The organism is Enterobacter sp. WI-ESBL-E8 (assembly GCF_053364895.1).
Window position 1 is genome coordinate 3,627,898 of the sequence record NZ_JBRWXJ010000001.1, and the last position, 16,196, is coordinate 3,644,093.

17 protein-coding genes are annotated in these 16,196 nt (G+C 55.5%); 10 read left to right on the forward strand and 7 right to left on the reverse strand.

All coding sequences use genetic code 11. The features are described from left to right. The first annotated feature begins 66 nt into the window (after nucleotides 1-66). Both ACWHWP_RS17135 and ACWHWP_RS17140 read left to right on the forward strand, forming a co-directional pair. Nucleotides 67-1,086: a M4 family metallopeptidase gene (locus ACWHWP_RS17135; RefSeq protein ID WP_059312107.1), complete on the forward strand. Its 1,020-nt coding sequence runs from the start codon at nucleotides 67-69 to the stop codon at nucleotides 1,084-1,086. Next, nucleotides 1,087-1,437, forward strand: coding sequence for a protealysin inhibitor emfourin (locus ACWHWP_RS17140; RefSeq protein WP_025757698.1), 351 nt, complete (start codon nucleotides 1,087-1,089; stop codon nucleotides 1,435-1,437). It begins immediately after the preceding gene. Here the strand turns inward: ACWHWP_RS17140 and ACWHWP_RS17145 are convergent. The 4 genes from ACWHWP_RS17145 to ACWHWP_RS17160 form a co-directional block, all read right to left on the reverse strand. After that, complete coding sequence (locus ACWHWP_RS17145; RefSeq protein WP_447856065.1) at nucleotides 1,434-1,655, reverse strand: zinc ribbon domain-containing protein; 222 nt, start codon at nucleotides 1,653-1,655, stop codon at nucleotides 1,434-1,436. The genes ACWHWP_RS17140 and ACWHWP_RS17145 overlap by 4 nt on opposite strands. A gap of 50 nt (nucleotides 1,656-1,705) precedes the next feature. After that, complete coding sequence (locus ACWHWP_RS17150) at nucleotides 1,706-2,740, reverse strand: Gfo/Idh/MocA family oxidoreductase (protein ID WP_447856066.1); 1,035 nt, start codon at nucleotides 2,738-2,740, stop codon at nucleotides 1,706-1,708. 58 nt (nucleotides 2,741-2,798) lie between these two features. Next, nucleotides 2,799-4,343, reverse strand: a complete 1,545-nt coding sequence (locus ACWHWP_RS17155) for a peptide MFS transporter (RefSeq protein ID WP_134347639.1) — start codon at nucleotides 4,341-4,343, stop codon at nucleotides 2,799-2,801. Nucleotides 4,344-4,880: 537 nt separating this feature from the next. Then, nucleotides 4,881-5,771 (reverse strand): LysR family transcriptional regulator, encoded by an 891-nt coding sequence (locus ACWHWP_RS17160; protein WP_252000742.1) that lies wholly within the window; start codon nucleotides 5,769-5,771, stop codon nucleotides 4,881-4,883. A gap of 248 nt (nucleotides 5,772-6,019) precedes the next feature. Between ACWHWP_RS17160 and ACWHWP_RS17165 the strand changes: the two genes are divergently transcribed. Next, nucleotides 6,020-7,051, forward strand: a complete 1,032-nt coding sequence (locus tag ACWHWP_RS17165) for a zinc-binding alcohol dehydrogenase family protein (RefSeq protein ID WP_447856700.1) — start codon at nucleotides 6,020-6,022, stop codon at nucleotides 7,049-7,051. Between the two features lie 190 nt (nucleotides 7,052-7,241). Here ACWHWP_RS17165 and ACWHWP_RS17170 read toward each other — a convergent pair whose 3' ends face one another. After that, the gene (locus tag ACWHWP_RS17170; protein WP_063427872.1) at nucleotides 7,242-7,493 is read right to left on the reverse strand and encodes a hypothetical protein; all 252 of its coding nucleotides are present in this window, start codon (nucleotides 7,491-7,493) and stop codon (nucleotides 7,242-7,244) included. Between the two features lie 208 nt (nucleotides 7,494-7,701). On the opposite strand from ACWHWP_RS17170, the gene ACWHWP_RS17175 reads away from it, so the two are divergent. The 4 genes from ACWHWP_RS17175 to ACWHWP_RS17190 all read left to right on the forward strand — a co-directional run bounded on the left by ACWHWP_RS17175 (nucleotide 7,702) and on the right by ACWHWP_RS17190 (nucleotide 10,635). Next, nucleotides 7,702-8,286, forward strand: coding sequence for a TetR/AcrR family transcriptional regulator (locus tag ACWHWP_RS17175; protein WP_063427870.1), 585 nt, complete (start codon nucleotides 7,702-7,704; stop codon nucleotides 8,284-8,286). Between the two features lie 197 nt (nucleotides 8,287-8,483). After that, nucleotides 8,484-9,047 carry a DUF308 domain-containing protein gene (locus ACWHWP_RS17180; protein WP_063427868.1) on the forward strand — a complete coding sequence of 188 codons (564 nt, stop codon included), beginning with the start codon at nucleotides 8,484-8,486 and terminating at the stop codon, nucleotides 9,045-9,047. After that, entirely contained in the window at nucleotides 9,044-10,099 is a 1,056-nt protein-coding gene (locus tag ACWHWP_RS17185; RefSeq protein WP_447856067.1) for a catalase family peroxidase, read from the forward strand. The genes ACWHWP_RS17180 and ACWHWP_RS17185 overlap by 4 nt, the downstream gene beginning before the upstream one ends. Beyond that, nucleotides 10,096-10,635 (forward strand): cytochrome b, encoded by a 540-nt coding sequence (locus ACWHWP_RS17190; protein ID WP_447856068.1) that lies wholly within the window; start codon nucleotides 10,096-10,098, stop codon nucleotides 10,633-10,635. Before ACWHWP_RS17185 ends, ACWHWP_RS17190 begins: the two co-directional genes overlap by 4 nt. 2 nt (nucleotides 10,636-10,637) lie before the next feature. On the opposite strand, the gene ACWHWP_RS17195 is transcribed toward ACWHWP_RS17190, so the two are convergent. Next, on the reverse strand, nucleotides 10,638-11,507 hold the full coding sequence (locus ACWHWP_RS17195; RefSeq protein WP_063427860.1) for a LysR family transcriptional regulator: 870 nt from the start codon (nucleotides 11,505-11,507) through the stop codon (nucleotides 10,638-10,640). A 130-nt stretch (nucleotides 11,508-11,637) separates the two neighbouring features. On the opposite strand from ACWHWP_RS17195, the gene ACWHWP_RS17200 reads away from it, so the two are divergent. The 3 genes from ACWHWP_RS17200 (at nucleotide 11,638) to ACWHWP_RS17210 (ending at nucleotide 14,414) form a co-directional block, all read left to right on the forward strand. Further along, nucleotides 11,638-12,384 carry an SDR family NAD(P)-dependent oxidoreductase gene (locus tag ACWHWP_RS17200; protein WP_447856069.1) on the forward strand — a complete coding sequence of 249 codons (747 nt, stop codon included), beginning with the start codon at nucleotides 11,638-11,640 and terminating at the stop codon, nucleotides 12,382-12,384. A 78-nt stretch (nucleotides 12,385-12,462) separates the two neighbouring features. Continuing rightward, entirely contained in the window at nucleotides 12,463-13,920 is a 1,458-nt protein-coding gene (locus tag ACWHWP_RS17205; RefSeq protein ID WP_063427855.1) for an MFS transporter, read from the forward strand. Nucleotides 13,921-14,030: 110 nt separating this feature from the next. After that, nucleotides 14,031-14,414: a Rid family hydrolase gene (locus ACWHWP_RS17210; RefSeq protein ID WP_063427852.1), complete on the forward strand. Its 384-nt coding sequence runs from the start codon at nucleotides 14,031-14,033 to the stop codon at nucleotides 14,412-14,414. A gap of 262 nt (nucleotides 14,415-14,676) precedes the next feature. Here ACWHWP_RS17210 and der read toward each other — a convergent pair whose 3' ends face one another. Continuing rightward, complete coding sequence (gene der, locus ACWHWP_RS17215) at nucleotides 14,677-16,149, reverse strand: ribosome biogenesis GTPase Der (RefSeq protein ID WP_047346809.1); 1,473 nt, start codon at nucleotides 16,147-16,149, stop codon at nucleotides 14,677-14,679. Nucleotides 16,150-16,196 lie beyond the last annotated feature (47 nt).

Below are 16,196 nucleotides of genomic sequence, written 5' to 3' on the forward strand. Positions count from 1 at the left end.
GCCGGTTAGAAACTATACTGCTGCTATTCCCTTTTATTCGGCCTTGCCAGAACTAAGGAGAGCAGCATGTCCCATCTTTACAGTGTCATTCCTCCCTATATCCTTCGTCGCATTATCGAAAGCGGTTCCGAGCCGCAGCAGCGCTGTGCCCGCCAGACCTTGACCCATGTCCAGACGCTGATGGCCCACATGCCCGGCAAACCCGCCGCGCCGCACGTGAGCAAGGCCGGGCAGCTGGAGCGTGATATCTACGATGCGAAGCAGACCCAGGAGCTACCGGGTACGCAGGTGCGTTATGAAGGCCAGCCTTCGAAAGGCGACGTGGCGGTGGATGAAGCCTACGATTATCTGGGTATCACCCATGAATTCTTCTGGAAAGCGTATCGGCGCGATTCACTCGACAACAAGGGCCTGATTCTGACCGGCACCGTGCATTATGGCCGGGAATATCAGAACGCCTTCTGGAACGGCCAGCAGATGGTCTTTGGCGACGGGGACGGGGAAATCTTTAACCGCTTTACCATCGCCATTGACGTCGTGGGGCACGAGTTGAGCCACGGCGTTACCGAGACCGAAGCCGGGCTAATCTATTTTGAACAGTCGGGCGCGCTGAACGAGTCGCTGTCAGACGTGTTTGGCTCGCTAGTCAAACAATACCATCTGAAGCAAACCGCCGATAAAGCAGACTGGCTCATTGGCGAAGGGCTGCTGGCGAAAGGGATTAACGGCAAAGGGCTGCGCTCGATGTCTGAGCCGGGCACCGCCTATGACGACCCGCTGCTCGGCAAAGACCCGCAGCCCGCGCACATGAAAGATTTCATTAAAACGCGCGAGGATAACGGCGGCGTGCACCTGAACTCCGGCATCCCCAACCGGGCGTTTTATCTGGCCGCGACGGCGATCGGCGGCTACGCCTGGGAAAAAGCGGGTTATGCCTGGTACGACACGGTTTGCGATCGCAATCTGGCGCAGGATGCGGATTTTGAGGCCTTCGCAAAACTGACGATAGCGCACGGAGAGAAACGCTCCGGCAGCGGCGTTGGGGCGGCCATAAAACAAGCCTGGGAACAGGTGGGAGTGCTGTAAATGCAGGTTCCGGAACTGACGGATGACGCCGTGGTTGAGCTGGCCCGGGAAGGCGGCGTCGCTTTTATTCCTAAGCTGAGCGGCCAGCGCACCATCGCGCTGTCCTCGCTCAATGAGGCCCAGCGCCAGCGCCTGGTGAGCATCCTTGAACAGGCCTTTCCGCGCGGCCAGCCGCCGGGGCAGGCCTCGTCACCCGGCAGCGGCGACCAGCGCTATTTCCGCATCCAGATTATCTGGACCGGGCAAAATCAGGCCCACTACACCGATATCATCGTGCTGGTACCGGAGCAGGAAGCGCCCGAGTCGCTGGTCGAGCTGTGGAAGAAGGGCGAAGGCTGCGTGTGTGATTAACCATCGGCCCGAACAAACTCCACGCGTTTTTTAGAGATAAGACCGTGGCCGTTCTGGCAGAAATAGTCCACCGCCCCGCAGGCTTTTAATACCTGGAGTGGCTGATGACACTCCGGGCAGCGGGCTTCGAGCGCAATATCCTTATTACAGCTTTCGCAGTGCGCTACCCCATTCTGAGGCTCAAGCGGTGCCTGGCAATCCGGGCAGGTAATCGTCATGGTGACTCCTTTAAAGGGTTCAGGTCTGCGATAATTTTACCACGTCGCGGTCAGTGCGGGCCACGCAGCTGTTGCTGTAACGCCAGCAGCAGTGTCACTTCCTCGATCCTGCGGCGCGTCGTGCGGCTCACCTCGTGCGGATCCCGTTCAAACAGGCTGTTGGCGCCCAGAATATGCTCTGCAAGACAGTGCTCGTAGATCGTGCCGGGAATGTTCCAGCGTTGACGCGTGTCGCTATTTATCAGCTCAAGCACATCTTCTGCGCCGTGCCGGTCGTAACTGATGGTCCGCCCGTCGCGCAACCAGAACCGTAAGCCTTTTTGCCCGCCCGCGGGTCCCGCGTATTTGTTAAGCCAGATATCCACCGACACGCCGCTGATGTGTCCCTGAAGATGCGCCTCACCTTCCGCCGTGGTCAGGTCGCCTTTTGCGATAGCGTGGCCCAGGCGGTCTTTAGCCGTGACCACCTGCAACGTCATCTCATCACTCCCGCCCAGATAGCGCACCGTTTCGCGCAGCATCGCCAGCACGTGCGTACCGATATCCAGAATCACGCCATCAGGGTGACGAAGCGTACGCGCGTCCGGCTCGCCAGTGGCAAAGTTAAGCGCGATGGGTTCTCCTGCGGCGTTAAATCCGCTCGGCTCCTGCAAAAAGCCGTCGATTTTGACGATGTCAGAGACATTGCCAACCAGCTGCCGCTTCACCGTGTCGATGCGCGCCATCCAGTGGTCGATCGCCAGCACGCGGGGCGCCACGCCGGGCATGGCCAGCAGCGCGTTAAGCTTTTCGATTTGAGAAAGCGTGGCGACAATCGGTTTTTCAACCACAATGCGCGGCACGGGCGAGGCTATGGCCTGCTCCAGCACCTCAAGATGGTGCAGCGATGCGGTGGTGATAAACAGGGTATCAAGCGGCTGGGAGAGAAGTTCAGACAGTTTGGAGCAGCGCGTTATACCCTCCGGCTGTTTTACGGGCTGGATATCAAAGCCTAAACAGTGAGGGGGGGTATCAAAAAGTTTTCGTATTGCGGGCAGGTAAGCTGTTTCAACGACTGCGCCAAGACCAACAAACCCTAACAGCATATTCTTACCTCGTTGAGTAAATTGCCGGGGCATAACGCCGCCCCGGCAAAATCGAGGTTTATGAGGCGTTAGCAGCCGGCTTAGTTTGCGCATTTTCCAGCATGCGGCGCACCGGAACAATGAGAACGATCAGTACCGCGGCACAAATCAGCAGCGCGATGGAGCAGCGCGCGAAGAGATCTGGCAGCATATCCAGCTGATCGGCCTTCACGTGGCCGCCAATCAGGCCCGCCGCCAGGTTACCCAGCGCACTCGCACAGAACCACAGCCCCATCATCTGGCCGCGCATTCTCTCCGGCGCCAGCAGCGTCATGGTCGCCAGACCAATCGGGCTCAGGCACAGCTCACCCAGCGTCAGCATCAGAATGCTGCCCACCAGCCAGAATGGCGACACGCCCGCACCACCGTTGCTCAGCACGTTCTGCGCCGCCAGCATCATCAGGCCAAAGCCCGCTGCGGCACACAGAATACCGATAACGAACTTGGTGATGCTGCTCGGACGAATATTTTTGCTCGCAAGCTTCGGCCATGCCCAGCTGAACACCGGTGCCAGCAGGATGATGAACAGGGCGTTGATTGACTGGAACCACACCGCAGGGATTTCGAAATCACCGATCGTGCGGTTAGTGTAGTCGTTGGCAAACAGGTTGAACGAGGTTGGCTTCTGCTCAAACGCAGACCAGAAGAAGGCCGCGGAGATCAGCAGAATAAAGCAGACCAGCAGCCTGGCGCGCTCTTTGCGGTTCAGACCTGCAAAAACAAACAGATAAATAAAGTAGAGCGCAACGGATGCCGCAATCACGTAGACCAGCACGCTGGCTACCGCGACCGGGTTAATGACAATCACGCCCTGCGCAATCAGCGTTACGATTGTTGCCACGCCTGCCGCCAGCGCCAGCAGCCAAACGCCCACGCCGTTACGCTTAACGATCGGGCTGTTCCAGGTGGAGTCGAGGCCGACTTCACCGTCATAGCGTTTCATCGCCGGAACGGCAAACACGCGGAAGATAATCAGCGCCACCAGCATCCCGATACCGCCAATACCAAAGCCCCAGTGCCAGCCGTGAGTTTTAATCAGCCAGCCGGAAATCAGCGGCGCGATGAACGACCCCATGTTGATGCCCATGTAGAACAGCGAGAAACCGCCGTCGCGACGCGCATCGCCTTTTTTGTACAGGGTGCCGACCATCACCGAAATACAGGTCTTGAACAGCCCGGAGCCGAGCACGATGAACATCAGGCCGATAAAGAACAGGTTGTTCCCCATCACCGCGGAGAGCGCAATCGACAGGTGACCGAGCGCAATCAGGATTGATCCGTACCAGACGGCTCTCTGCTGGCCGAGCCAGTTATCGGCCAGCCAGCCACCCGGCAGCGCGGCCAGGTACATGGTACCGGCAAAGATACCGACAATCGCTGAGGCGTTTTCACGCGCCAGCCCCATCCCGCCATCATAGACGGTGGCGGCCATAAACAGAATCAGTAACGGACGAATGCCGTAAAACGAGAAACGCTCCCACATCTCGGTGAAGAACAGTGAACCGAGCGGATACGGATGGCCGAAGAACGTTCGGCTCTCTTTTTGATTAACAGAGGATTGCATAATTCTCCCGAAAGGTATGTCGTCGTGCTTGTAAACACCATCATGTACGCCGGCCAGTTACGTATCTGGCCGATTTTTTACATGCGGCGAAAAGTTAGTTAACCATTTGATAACCAGGCGCTAGTTTTGTCTAGTACCGGACCCTGGACTTTAAGATGAAAATTCGACGATTGTCTACTTTCTTAGATTTAAACATGGTTAAAAGTGAATAGTGATTGACTTCACACAGAGAAAACCGGCGGTATGATTGGGCAAAAAAAAGCCCGCGATAACGCGGGCTTTCGTGAGAGCGACAGAGCTTATTTGCTTTTCTTAATGTGAAAACCATCAAAACAACAATAGATTGTTTTTAATGCATTTTTAAATTCTTATCACATGGATGTGTACACCTTTGGGTACACAAAAAAGGACCATCGATAACTTTTAGAGGTCTGGTTGACCGATGACACCGTCAGTCCGCTGAGAGCGAAAAGCGGACATTAAAGGCTGTTGGCTATAGCCCTCGCACTACTGATGTCGACGGTACCTGGGGGCGCATCATGTTTCTAATAATACTCTCTTCCGAAGAAAATCAATGAGAACGCGTACTTTTAATGTCAGGTGTTTTCCGGAAGGCCAGAGAACATAAAAAACGCCTGTACGTTTTGTGTAGCCGGTTAAAACAGGTCTTAGCGAGCCATCAGATAAATGTTCTTTGATGGCAAACTCTGGCAAATAAGCTAACCCCAACCCCTGCCGGGCGAAGCTTATCCGCGATTCGATATTATTGCAGATCATAGAAACCGGCAGCGTCAGTTCGGACATGCTGTCATCACTATTGAATTCCCATGGTTCGAGTTTGCCACTGTGTGGAAAACGATAATGCAGACAGGTGTGACTGAGAAGGTCGGCTGGTAACAGGGGAGTGCCTTTTTGTGCAAGGTACTCGGAAGATGCCACAAGTACTGAATGAAAAGATCCCAGTTTCCTCGCCTGGAGGCGCGAGTCTGCCGGTTCGCCAGCTCTGATAACTGCATCAAACCCTTCACCAACAACATCAACAAGCCTGTCGGTAAAGTCTAAATCCAGCTCAATTTTGGGGTATTTCCGCATAAAATCACCGAGCACTGGAAGCAAGGGAGTACTCATTACCGGTAAACTTATACGTAAACGGCCACGAGGTTCTTTAGTGGAACCTACCAACTCTGCTTGCACTGCCTCTATCTCGGCCAGAATCCGTCGGCTTCGCTCCAGTAAGCGCTCACCTTCTGCCGTAAGGGTTATGCTGCGCGTTGTACGGTGGAAAAGACGCACGTTTAACTTCGCTTCCAGCCGCGCCACGCTCTTGCCGACGGCTGAAGCTGAAATACCCATAGCACGTCCGGCAGCGACAAAACTACCTGCTTCCGCGACACGCACAAAAACCAGAAAACTATTGAGGCTGTCCATAATATTTCTCATTGCGGACATCAGAGTCCGTAAAGACAGGAAATGTACACCAGTTTTTTCCTGATACCAAAGCGACTAAGGTAAAAACTCTTTATCACGTTGGAAGATGAATATGGTGTTTTTGTATGTACTGAATTCTAAAGACGAGCGTGGCCAGGCCGATTGCCCCGGCGGTGGAAGGTCATTCGGCATTTTGAACGATGAATCACAGTTAACTTCCGGAGAGGGTTATGCGTGAACGCCCGGTCATGAAAGCCATTGCTTATCGAAAAAACTCCGTTCTGAGTGAAGAGGATTGCCTGACTGACGTAACCACAGAACGCCCTGTACCCGGACCCTATGATTTATGTGTCGCCATACACGCCGTTTCGGTTAACCCTGTAGACACCAAAATACGGGCAGGCCTCGTTGATGCACCCGATAGTGTTAATTACTTAGGTTGGGATGCCTCTGGCATTGTTGATTCAGTGGGAGAAAAAGTTACGTTGTTCAGTCCCGGTGATAAAGTGTATTACGCGGGTTCTTTCCATCGCAGCGGCAGCAACGCGCAGTTTCATCTTGTTGACGAGCGCATCGCAGGACATATGCCCAAAAGCCTGAACTTCGCCGCCGCCGCAGCGCTGCCATTAACCTCCCTGACCGCCTGGCAGCTCCTTTTTGAGCGACTCTGCGTTCTGCAGGACAAAAAGTCGGCTACAGGCAGTTTGCTAATTTTAGGTGCCGGGGGCGGAGTGGGCTCAATGCTGATCCAACTTGCGCGTCGCCTGACAGATCTGACCGTCATTGGCACAGCCTCCAGGGCTCAAAGTCGTGACTGGTGTCTGGCCCTCGGTGCGCATCACGTGATTAATCACCGCCTGTCATTAAATGAGCAAATCAGTTCGTTACCCATACCGCCTGTCACGTACATAGCTGCGCTATCGAACACAGCGGAGCACTGGATAGAGCTTTCGGAATTAATTGCTCCGCAAGGAAAAGTCGCGGTTATCACCGACCACGATTCGCTGGATTCTGTGCCATTCAAAGCCAAAAGTGTCTCTCTGCACTGGGAGATGGTTTTCACCCGCCCGCTTTTTGAAACGCCAGACATGGTTGAACAACATCATATTCTCGAGAAGATAGCCACTCTGGTGGATGATGGTGTGCTGCGCTCGACAGTGAACTGCGTGCTCCATCCACTCGACGCGCCTCGTCTGCGAGAGGCACATCGGCTTGTTGAAAATGGTGGGATAACAGGTAAGGTCGTGGTAGCTAACTCTCCCGCGAATACGAAGAATTAAATTTGAATGATACCAGCTAGATCATTTTATAAATGAGTAGCTGGTAAATTCTGAATGTCGGCTCCAGGCACAGGGCGGACATGTGCACTCCAGTAATCTTAACTAAGCGTTGACAGGTACGGATGAACGGAATAGGACGAGGGCAAACGAGAACCACCTTCTTTTTCTTCGCTGTCCGCCCGAACCGACATCAGCTGTCTCTGGATTCAGTCATCAGCACTCTGACGATTTTGTCCACCAGAAAAGGCATCGCCTGATTCAGCTCCGGATCGCTTAAAAGCTTCCCGGCGACCCTTAGTGCAAAATGGCGAACGGCATCGTTGTTTTTGCTGCACGGTGTGCGGCTGTAGTCTTGATGCGCATCCCGTAAGCCGGGAAGCGTTTGGCTGTTGTCCTCTGGTACCGCCGGCTTAACCCTGTCAGGAAACGGAATCACCGCCATGCACACTCTCCATGCAGGAATAGACTTTGAATTTCACCCATCCTAGTAGTAGGATGGGTGCATGTCAATCCTGCCAGCCGCCCTTATCGGGATCGTCGTCCTCCGGGCCTGTGATTTGACCATCTAGCGTCCTGTCTGTAGGCCATCCCGGCAGGATGCAATCAGACACTGCCCCCCTGTTTCACAGGGTTAAAGACTGGAGACTGAAATGAGCGAACGTTCGCCGAAAGCGCGAGAAATTATGGCAAACACCCGGCAACTACTGACAGCCGGAGGGTATAAAAGCTTCAGCTATGCCGATCTTGCTGAGCGTGTCGGTATCCGCAAAGCCAGTATCCATCACCATTTTCCCGGCAAGGAAGATTTAGTGAAGGCGGTTGTGCAGGAGTACCGCGCAGAAGCCCTGGCGGGAATGGCGGCCATGGATCGGCAAATCGACGATCCCCTGGCCAAAGTGAAAGGATATGCCGACTTCTGGTCTGCGTGTATTAAAGATGGCACTTCGCCATTTTGCATCTGTGTAATGCTTGCCGTTGAGCTTCCCACCTTGCCTGCTGAAATAGCCGCCGAAGTCACCGGCCATTTCAGCGATCTCTCTGACTGGCTCGCCACCTTACTGAGGGCCGGCGAAGCCCGCGGCATTTTCCTGCTAAATGAAACGGCGGAAGCCGAAGCCCGGACGCTGATGGCGGGCATTCATGGCGCCATGCTGGCCGCACGCGCGTTCAATAATCCGGCGGTGTTTGATCAGATTGCCTCGCCGCTGATCAACAAGGTGGTCAACGTCGCCTGACGATAGCCCGGCTTACCTGCCGGGCCGCTTTTATTTCAACTCGTCCCCTCCTCTTGCGTCCCCGGTCGATCCTTTTACGAATTCACAGCCTCGCACGAAAACAGGTTGATCTTTTGCCTACCTACTAGTAGGTTTACTGACAGAGAAGCTCACGCCGATGCTTCGTTTGTTCAGCCTGCCGGGTTGAGAGGGTTTACATGTCCGATAATCATTACCATGTGCACCAGCAGCACTGGCTCCAGCACTATTATTTTATCCGCACCGCCTTCTCCGTTTTATGGGTGGTTGCCGTGTTTTCCGCGGGCCAGTCTTCACTTGTCTGGACGTCGATACTGCTCATTCTTTACCCCGCCTGGGATGCAATGGCTAATTATGTGGATGCCCTTAAAAGCGGTGGATTCGGCCGCAGCCGGATGCAGACCGTCAATGTTATCGTCAGTATCCTCACCACACTGGCCGTGATGGTGAACATAGACAGCATGTATGAGGTGATCCGTATATTTGGTGGCTGGGCAATCCTGTCCGGTCTGCTGCAGCTGGGGGCGGCGGTACAGCGCTGGAAACATTATGGTGCGCAGTGGAGCATGATTTTAAGCGGCGCGCAGTCTGCACTGGCGGGCGCCTTCTTCCTCGTTCAGTCCCGGCTACCGGAACCCCCATCGGTAAACACTATTGCGGGCTATGCGGCGTTTGGTGCCGTCTATTATTGTCTGTCCGCCGCGTCGCTAACGGTTCGAAAACAAAATGAGCTCACACAATGAAAATCATATCGCAGATAAACAGAAAGACGCTGGTGCGCCTCGCACTGCCAGGCCTGGTCCCCCTGATACTGTGTTTATTATTTCTGTGGACTGGCGGCTGGCTTACGCCCGAACGGCTGACGTCGGATAAGCTCGTCAACGTGTTGGAACAGTCGGGCGGAATTCATGAAGGCTATCGCCGAAATCACGCGAAGGGCATGTGCGTGCTGGGCACCTTTGTCTCGAACGGCAATGCCAGCACGCTGTCGCGAGCTTTACTGTTCAGCAAAGGTGAAACCGCCGTAACAGGCCGGTTTGCGATTGCCGGCGGTAACCCGGAGGCGCCGGATTATGCCGTTCCCGTCCGGAGCATGGCGCTGTCCTTTCAGCAGGCTAATGGTGAGCAGTGGCGTACCGGCATGAACGCCATGCCCTTTTTCCCCGTCAGCTCTGTTGAAGGTTTCTATGAGCTCCAGAAGGCCACCCTACCGGATACCGCCACCGGAAAACCGAATCCGGAGAAAATGGGGGCCTTTGTCATGAAGCATCCGGAGATAAAACCGTTTTTTGCCTGGGCCAAACAAACCGTTCCCTCTTCCAGCTGGGCCAGCGATCGCTATAACAGTCTGAATGCGTTTCGCCTGATTGATAAGGCCGGCAATGCACACCTGGTACGGTGGAGTATGGTGCCGCATGCAGCGTTTACGCCTGTTACCGATCCCGATAAACAGAACAAGGATTTTCTGCAACAGGATCTTCAGCGTCGTCTGGCGCAGGGCCCGCTGAAATGGGATCTGGTGTTCACGCTGGCTCAGGCGACGGATAACGGTAACGACGCCTCAAAAGCCTGGCCAGCCGACCGGAAGACGATGACGGCCGGCACGTTAGTCCTGACCAATGCTGTCCCTCAGCAGCAGGGGCCCTGCAATGACATCAATTACGACCCGTTAATTTTGCCCGACGGCATCGCGGCATCTGATGATCCGATACTTAACGCGCGCTCATCGGCTTATGCTAAATCCTACAATCTGCGCACCCATGAACAGGCGCAACAGTCAGGAGAACATCTATGAATAAGGTCGATTATTTTCATCCGGTCCTGCGCGTCCTGCACTGGCTGATGGCCACCGCGATCTTCATCATGTTGTTTATCGGTGTGGCGATGGTATCAACCGTTTCCTCCCTGCACAGTCTGCTGGTGTCGATCCACAAGCCACTGTGGGTGATGATCCTGCTCCTGGTCGTCGTTCGCGTGTGGGTACGCTTCACCACTCCGGCCCCCGCTTTACCCGCCTCACTACCGGCCTGGCAGCGCGGGATGGCCCATCTTTCGCACTGGGCGCTCTATCTGATGATGCTGGCACAGCCGCTGACGGGCTGGGCCATGCTCTCAGCTGCCGGGTATCCCGTCACACTGGGTTACGGGATCGTCCTTCCCCCCATCATGGGCATGAATAATGACTGGTATGCGATACTGCGACCGCTTCACACCTGGGTTGCGCTGGCGCTGTTCGCGACCGTGATGCTTCATCTTGCAGCCGCGCTGCTCCATGCTTTTGTGCTGCGCGACGGCGTGTTCAGCAGTATGGCAGGCATCCGCAAAAAATAGATTTACGTCGCGGCCGTCGCCGGATCGGCAAACATCGTATCGGCGATATCCAGCATGACCCGGAGTCTGTCCATGTGCCGGAGGTCGGAGTGATACCCCACCCAGATATCTTTGGACGGTGGGGGTTCCGGCATGCTGATGGGCTGCAATCCGGGGATGGCATCGCCAAGCGGGCGTGGCAGCACGGCAATGCCCATGCCCCGCTGACACATTTGCGCCTGGACGGCGCGGCTGGTGCTGGTGAACACCCGTCGTGACTGCGGAAACCTGTCGAGCAGCCAGGCGACGTCAGAAAAGTGGGACTGCGCAGTGTTCATCAGAATCAGCCCCACGGCGGCCGGGTCGCGCTGCGCGACATCGGCGATTTCCGGTACGCCGTACAGCGCATAGGGAATGCGCATCAGACGACGCTGGACAATATCCGGTTCGGTAAAAGGAACAATACGAAACGCGATATCGGCATCGCGGCGCGACAGATTGAGCAAGCGGTAGCTCGCGATGATTTCCGGGACAATCGCGGGATGACGTCGCGTCAGTTCGCTCAGAACAGGCGCCAGAACGTAGTTAGCAAACCACTCTGCGGAAGAGATCCGCAATAACCCTTCAAGGCGGTCGTGATTCCCGGCCAGACGACGCTCCATCGCCAGCGCGGAGTTTTCCACGGCCTCTGCCAGCTTCAGCACCCTGTCGCCAGCGTCGGTGAGCACCAGCCCCTCCTTTGTCCGGCGAAACAGGGCTTGCTGCGCCTCATCCTCCAGCGCCTTTATCCGGCGTCCGACCGTCGGATGGCTCACGCCGAGACTGCGGGCCGCCTCCCCGAAAGACCCCTTACGCATCACTGCCAGAAATACCCGCACGTCGCCCCATTCCATGCTGTCGCCTCGCCGTACAAAAATGAACATCCAATATACAAAAGTGTCAGTTCCCAAACAACTTTGTCGTCTTCACTATAGCGTTCTCAACCCAATCCGCCCCCGGCGGGGATTTCAGGAGGCCTGTGCCATGAAAAAATTACACGACAAAGTTGCCATCGTAACCGGTGGATCCAGCGGTATCGGAGCCGCCATTGCCCGACAGCTGGCGGCTGACGGCGCAAAAGTCATTGTCAATTACACCTCCGGCAACACCCGTGCCGGTAAGGTTGTCGCCGACATAGAGGCCGCTGGCGGGCATGCCGTGGCGTTTGCGGCGGATGTCACTCACCAGGCGGACGTCAGGGAACTGATCGCCTTTGCCATCGACCACTACGGACACATGGACATTGTGGTGAACAACGCCGGTGTCTACGAGTTCGCCCCGATAGAAGAAAGCACCGAAGCGCGCTACCGCAGGCAGTTTGACATCAATGTCCTGGGCCCACTGCTGGTGGCTGGCGCCGCCGCGCCGCATCTGACGAAAGGCAGCAGCATCATTAACATCAGTTCGTTCGTCACCCGCGTCTTTATCCCCGAGAGCGCCATCTACAGCGGCACCAAAGGCGCGATGGACGCCATCACTGGCGTGCTCGCGCGCGAGCTCGGGCCCCGGGGCATTCGCGTTAACGCCGTCAACCCGGGCCTAATCGAAACGGAAGGGAGTCACAGTGCGGGCGCGATGAACTCGGACTTCCAGACATGGAATGAAAAGCAGACGCCACTCGGCCGCATCGGGCAGGTGCAGGATATTGCGCCGATCGTTGCCTTTCTCGCCTCCGAGGACGCGGGGTGGATCACCGGCGAGGTGATTGTGGCCGCTGGCGGCATGCGCTGACATTCTCTGCATGACCCTCTGCCCAAACTGACCGAATACGTTCCTTACCCGGGACTGAACCGTTATCTGGAGTGTTCTATGTCGACACAACACCACACGCGCGCCGAGCCCCGTCGCTGGGCGATGTTTATCATCCTGTTGGTGGGCGCGTTTTTGCCCCCGCTCGATTTTTTTATCGTTAATGTGGCGCTGCCTGCCATTCAGGGCGAGCTGGGTGCCTCGTCCTCCGCGCAACAGCTTGTCATTTCATCCTATGCTTCCGTCTACGCGGTCACGTTAATCACCGGCGGTCGACTGGGTGATATTTACGGCCGGGGGAAGATGTTCTTTCTTGGACTTATCGGTTTTGCTGCAGCATCGCTGTTGTGCGGCGTGGCCTGGTCACCGTGGGTGCTGATTGCCGGGCGCGTGTTACAGGGTGCCACCGCAGCCATTATGGCACCCCAGGCACTGGCCTCCGTACAGGCGATTTTTCCGGAAGCGGAAAAACCGCTGGCGCTGAGCCTCTATGGCGCCGTCTTTGGTCTGGCCTCCGTTATCGGGCAGATACTGGGTGGTATTCTGATTTCTGCGGATCTGTTTCATTTGGGCTGGCGTGCGATTTTTATCGTTAACCTGCCAGTGGCGCTGCTGGTCATTCTCTTCGGTCTGCCGCTGCTGAAAGAGACGCGGGCGCAGTCGGCACAGCGACTGGATCCCGGCGGCATGCTGCTGGCCACTGTCACCCTTAGCGCGCTGATTGTGCCATTAATTGAAGGCCGTGAAGCGGGATGGCCCTGGTGGACATGGGGATCATTTCTTGCGTTCCCGCTGCTGGTGCTGGGGCTATGGCGTTATGAACGTCGCCTCAGCCAGAACGGTGGTTCGCCGCTGCTCGATCCGACCGTCTTACGCGCGCCGGGACTGTGTCAGGGTCTGGCGATCGTACTGCTGTTTTATTCCATCGGTACCTTTTTTCTGTTGTTTTCTGTTTATCTTCAGGATGCGTTGCATTTAAACGCCCTGACCGCAGGCCTGATTTTTCTGCCCTTTGGCATCGGCTTCCTGGTTGGGCCGTTGCTGACCCCCTACTTCAGGCGGTTTGCCGGAAATTACCTGAGCGCAATCGGAATGGGATGTGAGACGGCGGGTCTGGCGGGCCTTGCCGGGCTGATTGCCAGCACGCTGACGGGCACTCCTCCGGCCACGCTGCCGCTCGCCGCACTCCTTTTTATCACCGGTCTGGGTCAGGGGCTGGCGATGCCAACGCTGGTGAGGATGGTGACCGGCAGCGTAGCGCCCGCTTTTTCAGGCATGATTGCCGGCGTGATCAGCTCGACGCTGCAAATCAGCACTGCGCTGAGCGTCGCCGTCATCGGAGGCATTTTTTACAGCATGCTGGGGGGCGATAAAAGCGGCGCAACGATCACGCATGCCTTTATTGTCTCTCTGCTGACAATGGCGGTATGCCTCGCGGCTGGTGCCGGACTGAGTATCCGGCTTATCCGGCGCGCCTCCGGAATAATTTCTGCTGCGGCCCGCCTTTCCATCAAGTAACGTAACGGGCGGCTGGCCGACGTGGTCTGCACGACATGGCTCATGTGCTTCCCCAGGTATGAGATGTGGCCGTTGCCTTTTTCCCGTGCTCATCCATTTGAGAAAAAAATATGAAAAAATCGATCGTTCCAGAAGCCTTTCAGCATTATTACGATGACTGGCACTTCTCTCCTGTCATCGATGCCGATGGCACCGTCTATCTTTCGGGCGTTACGGCAGCCCGGAAGGACAAACCCATCAGCAAGGATCCTGAAGAACAGTTTCACGATGCGTTTTATAAGCTGGGTGTGTACCTGAATGCTGCAGGCTTAGGCTATGACAATATTCTTGAGATGACCACGTTTCATATTGACCTTAAAACACATATTGACGTTTTTTCTCAGGTCAAAGATATGTATATCAAGGCGCCCTACCCGGCATGGTCTGCCATAGGCGTATCGGCATTTATCCCGGAAAATGCCCTTGTGGAGATGCGGGTTGTGGCCAAAAGGTAGTCTTTGCCACATGTCTCAACAGGATTATAACGTCCCCTACCGATAAAGAGCGGCCCTGCAGACAGTCAGGCCCGCTGCATCTGCATGTCAGTTAGCTTCAGCATCACGGGCCTCCATTTGTACCCATAAGCATCGTGTCAAATCACTGAGTACACCATTGAGTACATGTTTGATGCTTCGTTATGATAGCTCCTGATAACAAAAAGCCCGGCATAATGCGGGCTTTGGGGTTTTCTAAAAGCAGGTGATTTTTACTGAATCGTCATTTGCTTTTCTTAATGTGTTTAATCAAGCGCTTACGCTTACGCATCTGGTTTGGCGTCAGGGTGTTGCGCTTGTTGGCGAACGGGTTTTCCCCTTCCTTGAACTGGATGCGGATAGGCGTGCCCATCACGTCCAGCGATTTGCGGAAGTAGTTCATCAGATAGCGTTTGTAGGAATCCGGCAGGTCTTTCACCTGGTTGCCGTGAATCACCACGATTGGCGGATTATAACCACCGGCGTGGGCATATTTCAGCTTCACGCGACGGCCACGCACCAGCGGCGGCTGATGGTCTTCCGCAGCCATATTCATGATACGGGTCAGCATGGCGGTACTCTGACGACGGGTGGAGCTGTCGTATGCTTCACGCACGGATTCGAACAGGTTGCCCACACCGCTGCCGTGCAGCGCAGAGATAAAGTGCACGCGAGCAAAGTCGATGAAGCCCAGACGGAAGTCGAGGGTCTCTTTCACCTGCTCACGCACCTCGTTGCTCAGGCCATCCCATTTGTTGACCACGATAACCAGTGAGCGCCCACTATTGAGGATAAAGCCGAGCAGAGAGAGGTCCTGATCGGAAATGCCTTCACGCGCATCAATGACCAGCAGCACCACGTTGGCATCTTCAATCGCCTGCAGAGTTTTGATAACGGAGAATTTTTCCACCACATCGGTGATTTTCCCGCGCTTACGCACCCCGGCGGTGTCAATGAGAACATACTCACGCTCATCGCGCTGCATTGGAATGTAGATGCTGTCGCGGGTGGTGCCCGGCATGTCGTAAACGACCACGCGCTCTTCACCCAGAATACGGTTAGTAAGTGTAGACTTACCTACGTTTGGACGACCCACGATGGCCAGCTTGATCGGCAAGTCCTGCGGGTTGAAGTCGTCTTCAGGCTCTTCTTCGCCCTCTTCACCTTCTTCGAACTGCGCCCAGTATTCAGCATCTTCATCGACTTCTTCCGGCGGGTTAACTTCGTCAACCCACGGCAGCAGAACGGTTTCCAGCAGGCTGGTCACACCGCGACCGTGCGATGCCGCAATCGGGTAGATTTCACCCAGACCTAAAGACCAGAAGTCGGCAACGGCCTGATCGGCATCGATACCGTCAGTTTTGTTCGCCACCAGGAAGGTCGGTTTTTCACGCGAACGCAGGTGTTTAGCGATAGCGGAGTCCGCAGGCATCAGGCCAGCGCGCGCATCCACCATGAACAACACCACGTCGGCTTCTTCAATCGCCAGCAGCGACTGTTCCGCCATGCGGGTTTCAACGCCATCTTCCGTGCCGTCAATACCACCGGTATCAATACAGATGAACTCGCGTCCTTCTACTTCTGCACGACCGTACTTACGGTCACGCGTCAGCCCCGGGAAATCCGCAACCAGCGCATCACGGGTGCGTGTTAAACGGTTAAAAAGAGTGGATTTTCCAACGTTAGGGCGCCCGACAAGCGCGACCACAGGTACCATGTTTGAAGCCTCATAAAATTCAAAATAACGTCGCTTTTGCGGCGTTT

Excerpts from the sequence above, each read along its gene's own strand:
- ACWHWP_RS17135 (WP_059312107.1), top strand. The coding sequence starts at position 67 with ATGTCCCATCTTTACAGTGTCATTCCTCCCTATATCCTTCGTCGCATT.
- ACWHWP_RS17140 (WP_025757698.1), top strand. The coding sequence starts at position 1,087 with ATGCAGGTTCCGGAACTGACGGATGACGCCGTGGTTGAGCTGGCCCGG.
- ACWHWP_RS17145 (WP_447856065.1), bottom strand. The coding sequence starts at position 1,655 with ATGACGATTACCTGCCCGGATTGCCAGGCACCGCTTGAGCCTCAGAAT.
- ACWHWP_RS17150 (WP_447856066.1), bottom strand. The coding sequence starts at position 2,740 with ATGCTGTTAGGGTTTGTTGGTCTTGGCGCAGTCGTTGAAACAGCTTAC.
- ACWHWP_RS17155 (WP_134347639.1), bottom strand. The coding sequence starts at position 4,343 with ATGCAATCCTCTGTTAATCAAAAAGAGAGCCGAACGTTCTTCGGCCAT.
- ACWHWP_RS17160 (WP_252000742.1), bottom strand. The coding sequence starts at position 5,771 with ATGGACAGCCTCAATAGTTTTCTGGTTTTTGTGCGTGTCGCGGAAGCA.
- ACWHWP_RS17165 (WP_447856700.1), top strand. The coding sequence starts at position 6,020 with ATGAAAGCCATTGCTTATCGAAAAAACTCCGTTCTGAGTGAAGAGGAT.
- ACWHWP_RS17170 (WP_063427872.1), bottom strand. The coding sequence starts at position 7,493 with ATGGCGGTGATTCCGTTTCCTGACAGGGTTAAGCCGGCGGTACCAGAG.
- ACWHWP_RS17175 (WP_063427870.1), top strand. The coding sequence starts at position 7,702 with ATGAGCGAACGTTCGCCGAAAGCGCGAGAAATTATGGCAAACACCCGG.
- ACWHWP_RS17180 (WP_063427868.1), top strand. The coding sequence starts at position 8,484 with ATGTCCGATAATCATTACCATGTGCACCAGCAGCACTGGCTCCAGCAC.
- ACWHWP_RS17185 (WP_447856067.1), top strand. The coding sequence starts at position 9,044 with ATGAAAATCATATCGCAGATAAACAGAAAGACGCTGGTGCGCCTCGCA.
- ACWHWP_RS17190 (WP_447856068.1), top strand. The coding sequence starts at position 10,096 with ATGAATAAGGTCGATTATTTTCATCCGGTCCTGCGCGTCCTGCACTGG.
- ACWHWP_RS17195 (WP_063427860.1), bottom strand. The coding sequence starts at position 11,507 with ATGGAATGGGGCGACGTGCGGGTATTTCTGGCAGTGATGCGTAAGGGG.
- ACWHWP_RS17200 (WP_447856069.1), top strand. The coding sequence starts at position 11,638 with ATGAAAAAATTACACGACAAAGTTGCCATCGTAACCGGTGGATCCAGC.
- ACWHWP_RS17205 (WP_063427855.1), top strand. The coding sequence starts at position 12,463 with ATGTCGACACAACACCACACGCGCGCCGAGCCCCGTCGCTGGGCGATG.
- ACWHWP_RS17210 (WP_063427852.1), top strand. The coding sequence starts at position 14,031 with ATGAAAAAATCGATCGTTCCAGAAGCCTTTCAGCATTATTACGATGAC.
- der (WP_047346809.1), bottom strand. The coding sequence starts at position 16,149 with ATGGTACCTGTGGTCGCGCTTGTCGGGCGCCCTAACGTTGGAAAATCC.